The following is a 16,388-nucleotide window of genomic DNA, read 5'->3' on the forward strand; positions in this document are numbered from 1 at the left end:
TGAAAGCTCTGAATCATTCAAATAACAAGGGGACCATTGAATATCAAAATTTCTAAAGTATGATATGACCTCAATCATAATTCCATATTAAAGTTCTGGATATTTTTGAGGTGCAGAACTTGACCATGAACCGATCTACAACTTGAATAGATGTATGGGGCATTATAGATAAACTGTCATAGTCTGTATTTTAGTTTTTATGACAATAGAAGAGTTTTTAATTAATGCCAACATAGGTAGGGTCAAGCGATATGATACAGGAGATACCATCTTCTGCGAAGGATCCACCCCGAACTATTATTATCTGATCATCGAAGGTAGTGTAAAGCTTAGTAACTTTGACGAGGAAGGAAAGGAATCCATTCATAATATTGCGGTCAAAGGACAGAGTGTCGGTGAATTCCTTCTATTCACAGACAGGAGATCTCCCTGCAATGCAATTGCGATAATGCCATGTGAGATCCTTAGGGTATCAAGCATGAAATTCTACAAACTCTTGGACGGTCATCCCGAACTGAAGATGGCTATGATCAGAAAACTGTCAGACTCTTTATTTGTGGCCGTCCTGATGAGACAGATGATGTCCATCAAAGATCCGGCGTCCAAGTTAACGCTGCTCATGGACTTTCTAAAGACGCCTGGTCAAGCTGCCAACTTTTCATTTCAGGTGCCTATCACCAGACAGCAGATGGCAAGCATCACGGGAATGCGTGTTGAAACGACCATAAGAACGCTGAAGCTCATGGAAAAACAAGGTCTTGTCAAGATAATCAAACGAAAGATATTCTACTGATGTCAAGCTCAGAAATGGATCTTACCGTTGCTTATCCGCAGAACACCCTCCTTCTCGAATTTTTTGATACCCCTGATCACCGTCTCGATCCGTAATCCTGTCATCGCTGCGATCTGTTTGCGTGTCAATGGTACTTTGAAGGAGAAAGGGGTCTGTTCCGGACTGAAGCTTTTATGATAGTCTAGGACACCTTTTATCCGGACATTGGCATATTTGGAGGAATTATTCTCCAACATCATATATTTTTGATAGAGCCTCTCTGCCAGAAATCTATTGACATCCCTTGATACTTTCGGATGGTCATCCAGCATCTCTATGAACTTTACCTTCGGTAGACGGAGAACGCTCACCTGGTCGAAAACGACAGCATTGACAGGAAATGTCTGGTCGATGAAGAGAAGCATCTCGCAGACACTCAATCCTTCATCCAGAATGGCAAATATCAATTCGTTACCTTCCTCATTATAATGATTCAGCTTAACTCGCCCTGATAGTATCTGGTAATAGTATTTCGGTTTCTCGTGCTCATTGAAAATAATATCGCCCTGTCTGTAGTGTTCAATGGTGGCGCCATAGGATTTGAGTAGTTCTTCGGATATCAGCATGCTTTAAAAGATTGGAAGTTGTCGCATCTACGATACAAATATATCCATTTTACAGTTGCCTGGCAGCTTTAAGATTTATTTGCCACTATTTTTTGACGACCAACGACGAAGGATAGTGAAAGGTGTGGACGGCCATCTCTTTAGACCATCACTGATAACCATGGATATATAATTTAAGTTGGAGGTGCTTGGTCATTGTATCATCGTCTCTATGATAATCAACTAAAATATAATATTTTATAGCCTGTATCATTATGTAGAACGCCAGGTATCGCTGAAATATATTCACAGTCACCAATATGATTCAAATCATATCGACGTGTTCTATTAACAACTATTTTTGCCATGTCCATTGACAGAACAAATCTCAGACCCTGATGGACGGCCCACAGTTGAGTTTATGAATAGAAAGAAAATTCTGATATTTGATGATGATAAAGCCACTTTGGAGGTTGTGTGCATCATATGCACCGATATAGGCTATGAGGTCGAAACAGCTGAAACTGTTGATGGTATCATCGAAAGGATAGACCATTTTGAACCTGACCTGATCATGATGGATATAAACATTCCCACCATAGGGGGGCTCAGTGCGACAGCCTTGATAAGGTCCCATAGTTCTTACAGTGGTATCCCGGTCATCTTCATCACGGCAAAGAACGATGTGGCAACCCTTTCCCAAATGGCGCATGCAGACGGATATCTCGCAAAACCTTTCGATATCGAGGCATTGGAAGGACTTGTCTCAAAATTGATCTGATAGCCATCACATACGGATGTGCTGTGGGTGTCATCTAATCCGAACATCACCATTGAAAATGGATGATAGGTCTCCATGGATCTTTATCTCTAGTTTGGTCTTCATTCAAGCGGCCAATATATTTAAGGACGTCTACAATTTCTTGGTTCCATTATTGCAATCCCTGAATATGCGGAAAATTATTGTAGTTGAAGATGACCCCAACATAAGGGAAGTGCTTGAGATAGTACTTTCAGGTGAAAATTACGAAGTTCAGGTATTTTCAACGGTCGATGGATTTAAACGGAGAGTTACGGATGTGGATCCAGACCTTTACATATTCGATGTCATGCTCCCTGACGGTTCAGGCATCGACCTATGCTCTGAGATCAAAAGGGACGTCTACAACATCGATGTTCCTGTAATCATCATGAGTGCACATGCAAAGCTGGCAGAGATAGGTCACATCTGCCATCCGGACCACTTCATTCCCAAGCCTTTCGATCTCGAACAACTCCTTGCAAAGGTGCAGGAGATCATAAAGGAGAAATAGGTTGTGTACAGTATGATCATCGGTTGCACTTAAGTACGATACGTTATTAAGCGGGATATTACATTCCTGTAGGATAATACATTGTTCCGCATTTCATAAAGATCCTTCTTGAACAGACACCTGAAATCAAAATGTGAAGTTCACATATGGCAGATCGAATATTTGACGATCTACAGGAGCTTGTTCTTCCTCGTTATTTCATCACCATTCATACTTCCTGCGACTTTGACACGGATCAAATAAGGTGATCGCTGTCTAATATCCCAGACCTTTATTCAGGTCGCACGCCATGACCTTATCATGCATTTTGGAAATAAAGACTACATTGTCGGATAGATCTTGCTCTTTTAGAAACGCCGGTCATACATCACTTCAGTTCTATGCGGTTGTCAAAGGACCTTTTCCATCTGTTTCACGAATAGAACTGGTCATTCAGACGAACCTGTCTCAACAGATGCAAGCTTACAGATCACCTGTTGGATGGGTCTTTTCTCAATGGTGCTCTACGTTTACACTCGGTGGCGGCAATACCAGAAATAATGAACATATACATGTGATATTTGACCAAACTTAATAAGTTTCAAATCGCGGAATGTTTTCATCATTGGTCTCACCTTGTCGAGTGATCTTGCCCATTCAGTACGTGGACCGTCTTATCCGAAATAATTACTACCGATATCCATTTGATGTCTGTTGTCAAGACATAAGAAGGTGATCTGTGTCTTGGCGGACCGGTCATGGAAAGACATTCCTTGTGAACCGGGATAGACGGTGGATAAATTTGCTGTACTAGGTTCTGCCATCAATCGGTCTTTAGTGCTGCTCGTAACAGCTGCTCACTTGCATCATCAAAACTCACGAATATGACCTCCAGTACCGGATGGTCACTGAGAAAGTCCTTGACCGTTCCCACTGCGATGATGGCGGCCTCTTCTTTCGGGTACCCATAGATACCTGTGCTGATATTTGGGAATGCTATCGACCTGCAATCGTTTGCCAGGGCGAGAGCTAAGGAATTATGGTAGCAGTCCTTAAGCCTATCTCTCTCATTTGTCGATCCTCCATTCCACACTGGTCCAACCGTATGGATCACATATTTTGCAGGCAATCTGCCCGCAGTGGTGATCACAGCCTTGCCCGTCTTGCATCCACCTTGTCGTGCAATGATCTTCCTGCAATCCTCCAGGATCTCTGGTCCGCCTGCTCTATGGATGGCACCATCGACGCCTCCTCCTCCAAGCAAAGAGGAATTTGCAGCATTCACTATGGCGTCCGCATGTACTTTTGTGATATCTCCCCTTATTACTGCTATCATTGGATCTCGTTTTGTTCTATAATGACGATCAACGAAGGTCTTTTTTTATGACCAGGTATTTCAGGTCCCCCGATCCGGCATTACTGATGCCATGTTCAGCATTTGGTGGGCAATACAAACTCGTATGAGGTCCTACTTCGACGGTCTCGCCGTCTAGATAGAAAGTGGCGTTCCCTTCAAGGATATAAAACAATTCTTCCTCAGGATGATGATGGGGTGGGTGTGTCGATCTTCCAGGTGCCACGATGCTCATCTTCAAGGTATTCTCGTGTGTAAGATCTTTATCGGCAAACCAGTATTGATATCCTGATCTCGTTTCTTTTGCCTTGGCCTTGTTGAATTCGTTCACACAGTTTTCCAAAGTGTAGACAGGTTGTTCTTTTGCTGTAGTGGCCTTTTGGCCTTGTACATGCTGTTGAGTCATCATACCGATCAGGGCGAGCATTGTGAACCGTGTTATTGTTATCATTTTTGATTAGTTGTCCGTTCGAAATTTAAAGATACTGATAATTCCGATCGATCGCACATTGTTGGACGACATCTTATTTGTATGGTCTTGATCCATCCTCCAGGTCCCGGATCTTCACTTTATACACATTTATTTACAGATCGACAGGTCAAAGGTGAGGAAAATAAGGATCGATATTTTTATCCAAGTGATGTATTTCCAAAATCGAAGAGCTCGAAGTGTGAAGGAGAAAATATCTCATTTCTGAAAAAAATGGTCTTACAGCAATTGGTGAAACGGCATTGTACTGATCTAAAAACTCCAGGATCTAATGATGCGGATGACGAGTTTGATATCATGGGCAGTCGAGTAGTGGTCAATTTTTTTCGGCCGAAAAAATAACGATACAGTTATTCAAAATAAACAATATTTAGAGGGTCCCGAAGTGTGTTATTCTGCCTGTGCTATGATCATTTTTATTCTACAGATACAGCGATGACAATATCAAATTATTTTTAGGAGGATATCGGAATTCAATTGGTAATATATAGCGCATCCCTTTACAGTTCCTTTTATGTTTTAGTTGGAAGTAAATTACATGAAGTATATCTAGGTTTTATTTGATGATCAAAAGGACATCGATATGAGGTCAAAGCTGTGATATTCCAGATCTGCGAACATTGAACCTCGCACGTCGTCAAAGCTCATGATAATGTAACATAAATATAACATCCATAAAGTTAATATTTTAGGATATTTTTATCAATATTTTTTTATTTTTGCGAAATCAAAAAAAAAGAATTATAAATGAATAGACTATTTCTACTTCTAGGGTTAAGCACTTCGGTATTTTTTAGTGCACAGGTAGGTATCAATACAACACAGCCAAATAGTACTTTGACCGTCAATGGTTCATTTGGTGCCAATTACAAAGAACTAACTTCCACAGCTTACACTCTGGATGCGTTGGACCATTACGTTACATATAACGGAACAGCAGCTTCGACCTTTACTTTACCACCCATCGGTACAGCGGCTACAAACTATTCCGGCAGGTTGTATAAGATAAAGAACATTTCAAATTTCAATGTTATACTGCAAGCTTCGAATAGCAACACACTTCGAATTGACAATACACCTGTAAGCACATTTGTCATCCCACCAGGCGCTTATGCAGAAGTGGTCAATAACAGGAATACAACAGCTGGCACATGGGACCTGTCCTTTACGGTACTTCCAAAGCCCAATAATGTGGAGATCTATGGAACACAGGTAAGAATTCCTCCACATAACGGTACGGTTGCAGACTGGATAAACCACTCAAATACAAATTACGATTCTGGCACAGGGACAGATGTGTGGTGGATCGTTTCCAAGGCATCGACAGTTACGGCCCAGACGGCTGACTACTCAAATGCGGCGAGGATGCTACTGGTCTACGAATATCAAGGTCCAGCATTCAATATAACCAATCTTTATCCAACGCTTACTACGGGAAATAGCTCAAGTTTTCCGGATGTATTTATCGCCTCATTTGTCGGTATAGCAAATGTCAATGGAAAGACCCGAATCACAGTTTCCGTTGCAAGGGTCGATCAGATAGGGACCAATGTAAATAACTCTGCAAACTGGACCGCCTCATTTCTGCTAAATATCCTGTTGGCAAGAAAGGTCTTTTAGAGATGTTTCCTAAGGATCGACCACTACGATACATGATCGATAAATGATATTGAATATGCTTATCCATCAAGGATAAGCATATTTTTTTTGGGGAGTTAATAATAGAGGGGCGTCAGAATCTGGAAAGCGTACTTTTGTTTTCCGAAGGTCTGTCACATTCATTGTGAGGTCTCGGTTCTTGTGAAAATACTGCAGTAGTATCCAATTTAAACATTCAATTAAGATCTGCATGCAAGATATTTCAATACGCTTGAAACAAAACAATTTCGCTTGATTGAAATTTGGTCAACCATCATATGGTATAACGTTAACTTCTGGAGAATTAGCTTATAGATAGAGATATGAAATGCAATTAGAACTGTTATTTCCTTGGCAGTGGCTTCAGTGGATCGGATCGTTGAATCAGGGCTTCGATATCTTCAGGTAAAATAAGATCAAAACAAAAAATATGTATTATCATTTATCTAAAATCATTAAATTTATCATTTTGAAAGAATAACCGAAATTTTATCAAATTAATTTGTCAATATATATTATTATCGAATGAAAATGCTAAAGATATCTATTTATTGTTTACTTTTAAAATCGGGTCTTTCTCTTGCAAAAGTTCCAGGCAATTATCATTTTCTTGCTAATACTGCCGCTGATAAACAGGATTTCTTTAAAAGTGAGATAACAGATCTTCCGTCTGTCAATACACTCATTGTATATTCAGGGCAGATCGATTCAAAGATAAATACAAGTGAAAATGTATTATCAGCAACTGACAAAAAATGTCAACGCCTTATCCACTATGGTGACCTGAAAGTGACATCTTATAAAGATCAAGAGCTGGGTATTATTGCAAGACCAAAGGTCTTGGATCCCGTTAGAGTTAAATTCTCCTTAGCCGATCGTGCCGTCCCAGGTCAGGTCAGTGGAGAACTTTTCGTAGATAGAGATGGTAGCGCCGTTATCAATGGAACCGGTATCGGCTCTATCAAAGGTATTCCTCTGTTTGTGTATCTGGTAAGGGTCACTACCGGAGAGATACTTGCAAAAACAAACGTCGACCCAAACGGAACTTACAATATTCCTTCAACTATGCTTGATGCAGATGATAACCACTATCAGGTCATCATTGATACACGGAACGTCACTTCGACATATCCATATAGCATGTCCATACTCCCAGAAGGTTGGAATATGGTCGGAGAAGATTACGGAACAGGTAATCTCGCTGGCAGCGGTGTCAAAAATGGTGCGCCGGAACTCAGGGTACCGGTCAGATTTAATGCTGCAAGTCCAAGTATAAAAAATGTCAATTTCGGCGTGTCTGTTCCGGTGTGTCTAAAACCAGGAGCTTCAGGCACACCTGACAGTTATTCCAAACTGGGAATTACGACCAAACAAAGTATTGACAATGTAAATGAAAAAAATGTAAAATGGCCTTACACCGTTCCGAATGGTCATATAGTACTGGATAGCGAAACTAAAGGCTTTGTCATTACCCATGTTACGACGGACCAGAGAAACGCACTCAATGCAATACCTGGAATGATGGTCTATAATACAGATCTGAAGTGCGTTCAGATCTATAGGGGAAAAGCACCCAAGATCGATCCTAAGAGAATAGGATGGAATTGTATAGACCGTGGATGTAATGAAGATTAGTATCTCAACCGACCATTTATGAGTTTTATTTAAAAAATAATATGAAAATATTTCTGACAGTGTTCAGCTTTGGGGTCTGTACCTTGACCAGTGCTCAAGTAGCCATCGGTAAGAAGAGTGTGACCAATGCAAGTGTTCTTTTAGAGTTCGGAGATGAAAATAAGGGGATCATCTTACCGCAGGTCTTGTCCTCGAAAAGCTCGATCGGGGGAACCTTTATCTACAGTGCAAAAGATCGGTCGGTACAGGTCTGGGAAGGGCGTGCGAACTCTGGAAATGGCGGATGGACAGACCTTACAAAAAATGAGACCTCGGGCATCAACCATAATTTCATTAACTCAGGACATGATGTTGCATCAGCCAAAGGAGCGATCATTGGTAATAGCAGCACTAACAAGGATGGGGTTTTGATCCTAGAATCTTCCTTGAGGGCCCTTGTCCTGCCAGGGGTCTCAAGCCCGAACCTAAATATGAAAGGTGCCGTAGCAGGAACAATGGTCTATGATAGGGAATCGGATACCTTGGCGTTATATGATGGTGTAAATTGGAGTTACTGGAAATGAGTGCCGCGTAATTTTTAAATAGTTGATGTTTCTCTGGTATTGGTAGATCGAGCATGATGAGACCTTATTTATTTATTTATTTATTTATTTATTTATTTATTTTCAAGGCCTCCTCATCGTCTCTGATCTTTCTCAATCTATTTTTTATAAAATCCTTTGGCCTTATCCCGTTGATCTCCCGAAAGAGGTTGGAAAAATTGGTCCTTGAAGAAATTCCGCATTCATGTCCCAGGTATTCAATTTTGTAACTGAGATACGTTTTGTCATTCTCTAATTTTTCTGTAATGTATTTGATCCTCAGCTCACCGATGTACCTGCAAAAATTCATCCCCTTGTACTGGTTGATGACATGTGACAAGTAGTTGGAATTGGTTTCCAATCTACTCGCTAACTTATGCAGGGTCAGCCCTTGTTCTGTAAAACCTGTTGCTTCCTCGAAGATCTTCAATTTTGCCAAAATGTTATCTGAGGTCTCCTCATTTAATATGGACCCCTCACCCTCAGAAAGCTGCTGGTCGATTTTTTCAGCAGCGATAACGGCGTTGTCAAGAATTTTGTTTTCCAGTATCCAGTGATCGTTCTTCGCCTTTTTTTCATTTCTCATTTTTCGTATCACAATAACGATAATAGATGCTGACGCTAGAATAAGGCAAACGACCAAAGCGATCTCCGCTGGTCTCTCCGATGTTTCTTTTTCCAGTACCGATCTAGCGGTATCGTATCGTCTATGTATGGTCGATGACAAGTAATTTACATCTTGGGAAAGTACCCTGTCAACTTTTAGAAGTTGTCTGGTATAGTAAAGTTCTTTTTTAACATCATTTTGTGCTTTATAATAATTGATAAGTAACTCATAGCTTTCTCGAACACCTGGGAGTATCTGATGATGTTTTTGAAATACTGAGTCTATTTTTTGAAAGTAACCTATGGCTCTGTGCTGTTCGCCTGATGCCAGGTAGATCTGACCAATATGGAAGTAGTTTACCGGTTCCCAGGTAAGATCGTCATCAACGCTCAGGTATTCCAATGACCTTTTTAAAGACCGTATTGCGCTATCCATATTTTTTTTGCGAAACTGCTCAATACCTTGCTCCTTTAAAAAAAGACCATATTCCAGTTGCAATTCCAGTCTGTTCTGCGTTTGATCTAGGCCAACACCGATCAGAGAGTCGATCGGCTTGAGATCACGAAGATGTCTAAGGCAGACGATCATTTGATGGAGGCTATTATAGTAGGCCTTGACGTTTTGCAGGTGTACCTTCTGGTGGCGTTTCGTCTGTTGGTTTCTCTTAAAAAAAGCGGTGGTCTTTTGAAGGTCTCTATAAGCTGATTCAAAATAGCCCAAATTACACTTTAAGATGCTGATATGGTAAGAGAGGTCATTTTGTAAATAAGCATCCGCTGAATATCTGGTAATGTCGAACGCCATTATATAATCATCCAATGCATCTTTATATTGTCGAAAACTATAATGGTAAACTTTACCTCTGAGGAGAAAGGCATTGGCGATCACATGGTCATTCTTTGATAACAAGGCCGCAACGACCGCACTGTCGGCATATTTTAGTTTGACCTCTTTGGAATGAGAAGAGAAGACGGCATCCTGATACCCATTCGCCATATGTGCATACTTCTTTTTCTTCTTTGCGGTCCGTATCTTCCCTTTAGCGATCTCAAGAGTGCGATCGGCATTCTTTTGAGAGTGCTGAAAATCTTTGCTGAAAATTTGATTGTCGGAATGGTCCTTACTTTGAGCTCTCGGCAACTCGAAAAATAAGATTCCTATTAAAAAATAGAACTTTCCCATTTAAAGTTGATTTTATGGCTGTTAGGTTTTGTATCAAAACAGCTAAAATCGTGCTAAACGAAATAACATTTTCATTTTAATAATTATAATTAATTATGAATGATATTGGAATATAAATCATTTGTTTCCTGATGGTTATGGACAACCGATTATCTGTACTAATTCGAAAATTGATACATTGAATATTTTTTTTTAAAAATCCGTGTTGCTAATTTTGAAATGGAAGCCTCACAAAAATAATTGAGAAATCGATGGATGTCGATCTCCTTTGATCGTGATAAAATATCAAGGTAACCTGAATTTTAATAGTAATGATAAATAACACGATTATGAAAAAGTATCTTATGTCTTTTATTTTTTTCTTTGTGGCACATATCTGCACGGCTCAAGTCGGTATCAACACATCAGACCCAAAAGCTACTTTGGATATCAATGGGAATCTAAAGGTCAGAAACATTCCATCTGTCACTTCTGTGAATAGCGACCGCACCATTCTCTTAAGGGATAAGAATGCTTCCACTGGTGATTTCGAAATAAAGGAGATCAGTTCTGACATCCTAATTATCGCCAATGCCAATGCCTATTATGCCTCAAAGACCGGTTCATGGTCACTTCTCGATCTAGGCCTCGGAAATTCATGGTCCAAGATCAATCTTACGGGTGCACTTGATACAAAGCTTGGCAATGCCCAATTGTTCAATGCAGGGGTATATACAGCAGCACAAAGTGGGACCTATGCCGTCAATTATGAATTTCAGTTCAACGCCGGTGTCAATCTAGAAGTTCTAGGTGGGAAGAGATTGGGTCTGATCAAAAATGGAAATGTATTGTGGGACGAGAAAATCTTTGACGGCGTACGAGTCTCACTGCTAGGTATCACACTTGCTTCCGTACCTATAACCTCCACAAAACTTACATCTTTGGTACAGCTAAATGCTGGGGATACGCTGACTTTTGCGGTCAATGTTTCTGGTTTGTTACCGGTTGATGTCGCATTACTGAGCAGTGCAAAGGTCAACCTCTACATCTATAAGATCTCTAATTGAATCTCTTCGTTGGCTATCGGTAAAGTAGCTGGTCAGCAAGTTCGATCTTTAAGAAATAACGAAGCCACTTCATCTCTGAGGTGGCTTCGTATATTTGATCTACAATATTCTTTAAGGTTTCCAGAAGGACCATACTTTGCCATTGTAGATGGCCAGCTGTTTGGTCAGCGTATCGTACGCCATTGTTCCAGGTTCCGGATTGATGATATTAAGATGGGGACTCGGCATTTTGGGTAACACCATCGCCTTGTTTCCATCTTCCAAGACCAGTATGCCGGGAACATCGGTCGGTGTCCCGATACTCGTCTTTGCCGTTGCAGCATCTGTCAGTGAATTCTGAAGAGTGGTATTCACAGCTCCGGTCGTGTCATAATTCATCGTACCATCTACCAAGGTCGTTTCATTCTTTGATAGGTTGAACCACGTCGTTGCGCTGTTTTTGTATTTGACGATCTTATCATTCACATCGTAGATCAAAGTGCCTGTCACGGAATCTATAGTACCTGTTGCAGAGACGACCCAAGGTAAAACGATCCCTTTCCCCTGAGGAGCTGTATAATTACCAAATTCCAAAGAAATTGACGGATTGGGCGTCGTCGTAGACGGAATGACAGAAATAGAAGCTTTTCCAATAGCTACTTGTGCTATCGCAAAACTGCCAAAAAAGACGAGAGCGAAATTTATAATATTTTTCATTGTTTTTCTATTGATTTTAAACTTGATTATTGACAAGACTGAGTACTATAACAATTCCAGAATGTACCATTGTAGATCTTAAGACAGTTGGCGGTCGTATCGTACACCATCATCCCCTCTACATAATTTGTCATAGGAATACCGATCGGTGTTGTTGGGGTAGAGGCATCATTATCTGCATTTTCAAAGGCTACTTTGTTTACAACAAAACCTTTGGTATTAGCCTCGAGAACGGTCCAGGCGCTTTGTCTCACAGTTGGCCATTCTACTGCATTGCCCCCAGCTCTACTTAAAGCGGTAATACCGTGCTGAACAGGCACATTAGTGCCAGCATTGAGTATAGGTTTTCTGTAACACGAGCACGCCCTTGACAATGCATTCTGAGAATCACCTATTCCCTGTCCGATATCTGCACCAATATCTGCGGTACCTCCTGAATTGACGAGATTCGGGACCCCGGAATTGACATTGAAAGTTGATCCAAGTCCGCCTGTGGTGGTTGTATTGATGCTACCATTTGTGTTAAGCTGGTTCACCGTTACATTTTCATCACCTTCTAGAGAGTCGAAACAGCCATCATTGTCTGAATCAAGGTCTAAATGATCAGGGATCCCATCATCGTCTGTGTCTAATTCTACAGGAAGATCCGAACAAAGGTTTACAAAACTGACTTTTTGTTCATTAAAGGAGCCACCTGTAGAGGCAGTGTAGCCAAAGAAGACCTTGCTAGCACCACCAAAGTAACTTGTAATTGGATTTGCCGCAGGGAATGTGTACGATCCTGCATTGATTCCGTCTACAGTATATGATAGATTTTTCGTGGTAGAATTCCACGTGATAACAACATTATGATAAGCACCATCTTCCAGATTACCCAGATCTGTTGCCGTGGTTAAAAATCCTGTAGCCGTTTGATTACTAGCCACCCATATCTGACCATGGTCATTTACAATATCCCCGAATGTGCCTTCATTGAAATAGGTGTCGATCTCCAAGACAAGACCATTGGCAATACCCTGTGCGCCTATCCCCGATCCTGTAGAACCGGTGGCATTAAGCCCTGCTGGTGAATTGTGGAATACTGCTGCTATACCGTCAGCGCCTGCAGCATCTTTCGAACCAAGATTGGCTCTATAGGAAAGAGTAAAACTTTTACCGAAATCCACTTTTCCACGGCTCCACATCTGTCCTGCCTGAGTTGCTGCGTCCGATGTAAGTCTTGCTTCGTTAGCTGCTAATTGCGTTGCATTGCCATTAAGCTGAAATACAGTGCTGACAGTTCCTCCTGAAAGTCCTTTTTCGATACAGTCCAAGACACCATCATTGTCATCATCGAGATCAATATTATCCGTGTAACCATCTCCATCTGTATCAAGACATTGTATATTTACAGCGCTGTTCTGAGAATCACCAATGCCCTGTCCTACATTGCTACCAATATCTGCCGCACCTCCAGAATTAACAGCATTAGGCACACCTGCATTGATGCCGAATGCAGTGCCAAAACCGCCTGTGCTGGTTGTATTTATACTTCCATTAGGATTCAATTGTCCAGGAAGTACGTTTTCACTTCCTTCAATGGCATCAAAACAGCCATCGCCGTCTGAATCTAGATCCTGAGAATTTGGAATCCCATCATTGTCTGCATCACATAAAGTGAGTGGTGCCAAAACGATATTATCAATTCCTGTATCGTTTCCTCCGTTAGCATTACCCTGTAAATTGACAATCTCCAGAACAACGCTGGTCGTAGTAGCTACAAAATTTAAAGATAGTCGCCTCCACACATCGTCATTCGCCATGCCCAATGCTCCTGAATTGGCCGTTGCCAGGATATTACCACTTGTGTCTTTTAGAGAGATCTGAAGATCCGGGATATCTACCGCACCATCAGCAAGACCAGCCAGATCTAACCGGAAACGGTACCTGGTTCCAATGGTAACAGGTAAACTACCAGTTCTATATATAGCTTGATTAACTGTTACTGGTGAATTGATATTGATCATTAAGTATCTTCCATTGGTACTTCCAGCAGTTATGTTAGGATTACCGGCGTCTAGTTCCCCTATGAGATTTGTTCTGGTGTATGTTGCAGTGCGTGCGCCCGAAGTTGTAACGATATAAAAACCGTCACCAGGATCTCCAGTAACACGTGTGTGCCCAATTACAAACGGGTCATCTATAGTGGCTGCAGCTCCTGTTCCAAAATCATTACTATAAACAGGCGATCCCTCTGTTGCACAGGCATCTTCCACAGTATCAAGGATCCCATCGTTGTCATCATCCAGGTCCAAATTGTTCGGAATGCCATCACCGTCACTATCAATACATTGTGTATTGGCGGAACTACTATGGGAATCTCCTGTCCCTTGGCCTGCATCACTGCCTGTATCCGCTATTCCGCCTGTATTCACAAGATTTGGGATACCTTGTGCATTAAGACCTCCTGTCGTAACAGTGTTGATACTTCCATTTGCATTTAATTGCGAAGGAATTACATTTTCGTCTCCCTCGATTGCATCGAAGCAACTATCACCGTCTGAATCTAGGTCCAGATGGTCCGGAATACCATCACCATCTGTATTACGAATACACTGACCGGCGGTCTTTGTTGCAGACATCGTAATGTATGTATTATTAACGTCTTCCTCTACCAGGACCACATCTATCCTATCTCCCAGAACGACTGAAATAGTTACAAAATTCGCAGCTGGTATCACTGACGAGTAGACATTTTGACGAGAGGCCACCTTCAACCCATTTTTATATACGAATACATGGTTGTCGGCATTTGTCAAAGTATATTGATAGGTGCCGACCTCATCAGCATTTATTATTTTTGAAAAAACAATTGCATATTCATGCTGAGTTGGTGACAAAGCTATTCCCTGGTAATTGGAGACTTTCGGGGTCGTAGCTGATACGTTTCCACTAGCTGTAAAATTCAAATTAAATGCATTCTGTGTAGCTGCGAATTCATTGTAGTCAAACGTTGCTATCTGATTGAAGCTAGCCGTTGGAAATGTTGTACTGGCATTCATCTCCGCCCAAGCATCCACATTGGGTACACCATCATAAACACCCGCTTTGTAGCCGGTCATATTGGTAACTGTTCCAGGTGTTCCGCATATCCCTTTTTCCAGTGTATCGGGAATCCCGTCATTATCATCATCCAGATCATTATCGTCAAATATGCCATCTCCGTCAGAATCCAAAAGCCTGGCAGCTGTAGCTGAATTGTTAAAAGATCTGGAATCTACAACGGTAGAACTTGTCAATGTCGCCGTGTTGGTATAATTGCCTGAAGCCATTACAGTTACTGGTATTGTGAGCGTTGCAGAGGCGGCATTGTTTAATAATGAAATATTCCAGACACCAGTGGCCTGGTTAAATACACCACTACTTACTGTTGCCGCTCCATTATAGTTATATCCAGACGGTAACACATCAGTGATATTGATATTTGCGTTATTTGAAGGTCCATTGTTTCTGGCAGTTACTGTAAAACTCGTAGTACCACCTACCGCAACGGCTGTATTCGCCATGGTCTTCGTCAATTGGATATCGCTCTCTGCAGCAGAGAATCCCATGGTGAAAGCTTCACCTGTCGTTGTATCGGTATTACTGTCAGCCCAAGCTGTAGTTGCGGTCTGGGTACCGTCGCCTTTGATAGAGACAGTGAAGGTCAAAGTTGTGATCCCGGTTCCGTTGATCCTAACCGAGCCACTTCCGGAACCCGTACCTGAACCCGTCATGACAGCTGCACCATTGGAAATGGTAAGTCCTGAGGTTTGAAAACCAGTCGCATCGATCCCTGAAAGCCGTGTTAATGACAAGTTTGCCAAAGCGACATTTGATGCGGTAATATTAAAATGTCCGGAGAATCCCAGACCTGAATTTGCAGTGCCTCCAAGTCCGCCAAGGTGGATCACTGGATTATTCACTGGTCTATTGAATGTTATGGTCAGGTCGGCCAATGCGTGGATACCACTTGTAGATCTTGCCGCGACCCTCAATGGATAGGTCATTACATACATTCTAACTGCTCTGTTGTTAGCGATCATCACACCTGTGCCATTTGCAGAAGATGCTGAAGTGAAGTTGCCATTGGCAGGCACTCCCTGACTGTTCATCAGATCGAAGATGGGTGCCGCGGCACCATTATGTCCGATATTTAGGGGAGAGCTGTTGACAGAACTTGTCAAACGTGGATTCGATATCGTGTAAGTTGCAGACAGAAGTGGATTATGTGTGGTAAAAGTAGTCCCTCCAGGATTATCTGTATTATTCTGAAAATTGATCACAGTGGTAAGTACTGGACCATTTCCAGTTGGATTCCCTGCTCCTGTTGCCATTTCCAATGCGGGACCATTGTTTTGCCCCGAGACCAAAGCCCCCAAAATAAGCGTAGTGGCAATGGACAGCTTCCTTAGCTGATCAAAAGTAAATTTATAATTCATATGGTAATGTTTTAGCACATCTCATTAAAA

General features: G+C 41.6%; 15 protein-coding genes. 8 read left to right on the forward strand and 7 right to left on the reverse strand.

Annotated features, from left to right (window positions below; all coding sequences use genetic code 11):
* The first annotated feature begins 199 nt into the window (after positions 1 to 199).
* Positions 200 to 793 (forward strand): Crp/Fnr family transcriptional regulator, encoded by a 594-nt coding sequence (locus tag BMW39_RS04195; RefSeq protein ID WP_034977616.1) that lies wholly within the window; start codon positions 200 to 202, stop codon positions 791 to 793.
* A gap of 8 nt (positions 794 to 801) precedes the next feature.
* Here BMW39_RS04195 and BMW39_RS04200 read toward each other — a convergent pair whose 3' ends face one another.
* On the reverse strand, positions 802 to 1,398 hold the full coding sequence (locus tag BMW39_RS04200; RefSeq protein ID WP_051880010.1) for a Crp/Fnr family transcriptional regulator: 597 nt from the start codon (positions 1,396 to 1,398) through the stop codon (positions 802 to 804).
* Positions 1,399 to 1,798: 400 nt separating this feature from the next.
* On the opposite strand from BMW39_RS04200, the gene BMW39_RS04205 reads away from it, so the two are divergent.
* The 3 genes from BMW39_RS04205 (at position 1,799) to BMW39_RS19130 (ending at position 3,264) form a co-directional block, all read left to right on the forward strand.
* Positions 1,799 to 2,158 (forward strand): response regulator, encoded by a 360-nt coding sequence (locus BMW39_RS04205; protein ID WP_034978010.1) that lies wholly within the window; start codon positions 1,799 to 1,801, stop codon positions 2,156 to 2,158.
* A gap of 58 nt (positions 2,159 to 2,216) precedes the next feature.
* Positions 2,217 to 2,690, forward strand: a complete 474-nt coding sequence (locus BMW39_RS04210) for a response regulator transcription factor (protein WP_051880012.1) — start codon at positions 2,217 to 2,219, stop codon at positions 2,688 to 2,690.
* Positions 2,691 to 2,997: 307 nt separating this feature from the next.
* The gene (locus BMW39_RS19130; protein WP_131474352.1) at positions 2,998 to 3,264 is read left to right on the forward strand and encodes a hypothetical protein; all 267 of its coding nucleotides are present in this window, start codon (positions 2,998 to 3,000) and stop codon (positions 3,262 to 3,264) included.
* Between the two features lie 79 nt (positions 3,265 to 3,343).
* Here the strand turns inward: BMW39_RS19130 and BMW39_RS19280 are convergent, their stop codons facing one another.
* Genes BMW39_RS19280 through BMW39_RS04220 form a run of 3 tightly spaced genes read right to left on the reverse strand, consistent with a single transcriptional unit; the run spans position 3,344 to position 4,429 of the window.
* Positions 3,344 to 3,493, reverse strand: a complete 150-nt coding sequence (locus BMW39_RS19280) for a hypothetical protein (protein WP_165569355.1) — start codon at positions 3,491 to 3,493, stop codon at positions 3,344 to 3,346.
* Positions 3,493 to 4,005: an O-acetyl-ADP-ribose deacetylase gene (locus tag BMW39_RS04215; protein ID WP_034977619.1), complete on the reverse strand. Its 513-nt coding sequence runs from the start codon at positions 4,003 to 4,005 to the stop codon at positions 3,493 to 3,495. Before BMW39_RS04215 ends, BMW39_RS19280 begins: the two co-directional genes overlap by 1 nt.
* Before the next feature lie 28 nt (positions 4,006 to 4,033).
* On the reverse strand, positions 4,034 to 4,429 hold the full coding sequence (locus tag BMW39_RS04220) for a cupin domain-containing protein (RefSeq protein WP_245750443.1): 396 nt from the start codon (positions 4,427 to 4,429) through the stop codon (positions 4,034 to 4,036).
* Between the two features lie 831 nt (positions 4,430 to 5,260).
* Between BMW39_RS04220 and BMW39_RS04230 the strand changes: the two genes are divergently transcribed.
* The 3 genes from BMW39_RS04230 (at position 5,261) to BMW39_RS04240 (ending at position 8,349) form a co-directional block, all read left to right on the forward strand.
* Positions 5,261 to 6,133, forward strand: coding sequence for a hypothetical protein (locus BMW39_RS04230; protein WP_034977627.1), 873 nt, complete (start codon positions 5,261 to 5,263; stop codon positions 6,131 to 6,133).
* A gap of 858 nt (positions 6,134 to 6,991) precedes the next feature.
* Entirely contained in the window at positions 6,992 to 7,786 is a 795-nt protein-coding gene (locus tag BMW39_RS04235) for a hypothetical protein (protein WP_131474353.1), read from the forward strand.
* A 41-nt stretch (positions 7,787 to 7,827) separates the two neighbouring features.
* On the forward strand, positions 7,828 to 8,349 hold the full coding sequence (locus tag BMW39_RS04240) for a hypothetical protein (protein ID WP_034977632.1): 522 nt from the start codon (positions 7,828 to 7,830) through the stop codon (positions 8,347 to 8,349).
* Positions 8,350 to 8,437: 88 nt separating this feature from the next.
* On the opposite strand, the gene BMW39_RS04245 is transcribed toward BMW39_RS04240, so the two are convergent.
* Complete coding sequence (locus BMW39_RS04245; RefSeq protein WP_034977634.1) at positions 8,438 to 10,156, reverse strand: helix-turn-helix domain-containing protein; 1,719 nt, start codon at positions 10,154 to 10,156, stop codon at positions 8,438 to 8,440.
* Between the two features lie 329 nt (positions 10,157 to 10,485).
* Between BMW39_RS04245 and BMW39_RS04250 the strand changes: the two genes are divergently transcribed.
* Positions 10,486 to 11,202 carry a hypothetical protein gene (locus BMW39_RS04250; RefSeq protein ID WP_034977636.1) on the forward strand — a complete coding sequence of 239 codons (717 nt, stop codon included), beginning with the start codon at positions 10,486 to 10,488 and terminating at the stop codon, positions 11,200 to 11,202.
* A gap of 111 nt (positions 11,203 to 11,313) precedes the next feature.
* Here the strand turns inward: BMW39_RS04250 and BMW39_RS04255 are convergent, their stop codons facing one another.
* Both BMW39_RS04255 and BMW39_RS04260 read right to left on the reverse strand, forming a co-directional pair.
* Complete coding sequence (locus BMW39_RS04255; RefSeq protein WP_034977639.1) at positions 11,314 to 11,898, reverse strand: hypothetical protein; 585 nt, start codon at positions 11,896 to 11,898, stop codon at positions 11,314 to 11,316.
* 26 nt (positions 11,899 to 11,924) lie between these two features.
* The gene (locus tag BMW39_RS04260) at positions 11,925 to 16,358 is read right to left on the reverse strand and encodes a lectin-like domain-containing protein (protein ID WP_034977641.1); all 4,434 of its coding nucleotides are present in this window, start codon (positions 16,356 to 16,358) and stop codon (positions 11,925 to 11,927) included.
* Between the last annotated feature and the right edge of the window lie 30 nt (positions 16,359 to 16,388).

This window comes from Epilithonimonas lactis, assembly GCF_900110605.1.
GTDB classification, from domain to species: Bacteria; Bacteroidota; Bacteroidia; order Flavobacteriales; family Weeksellaceae; genus Epilithonimonas; species Epilithonimonas lactis.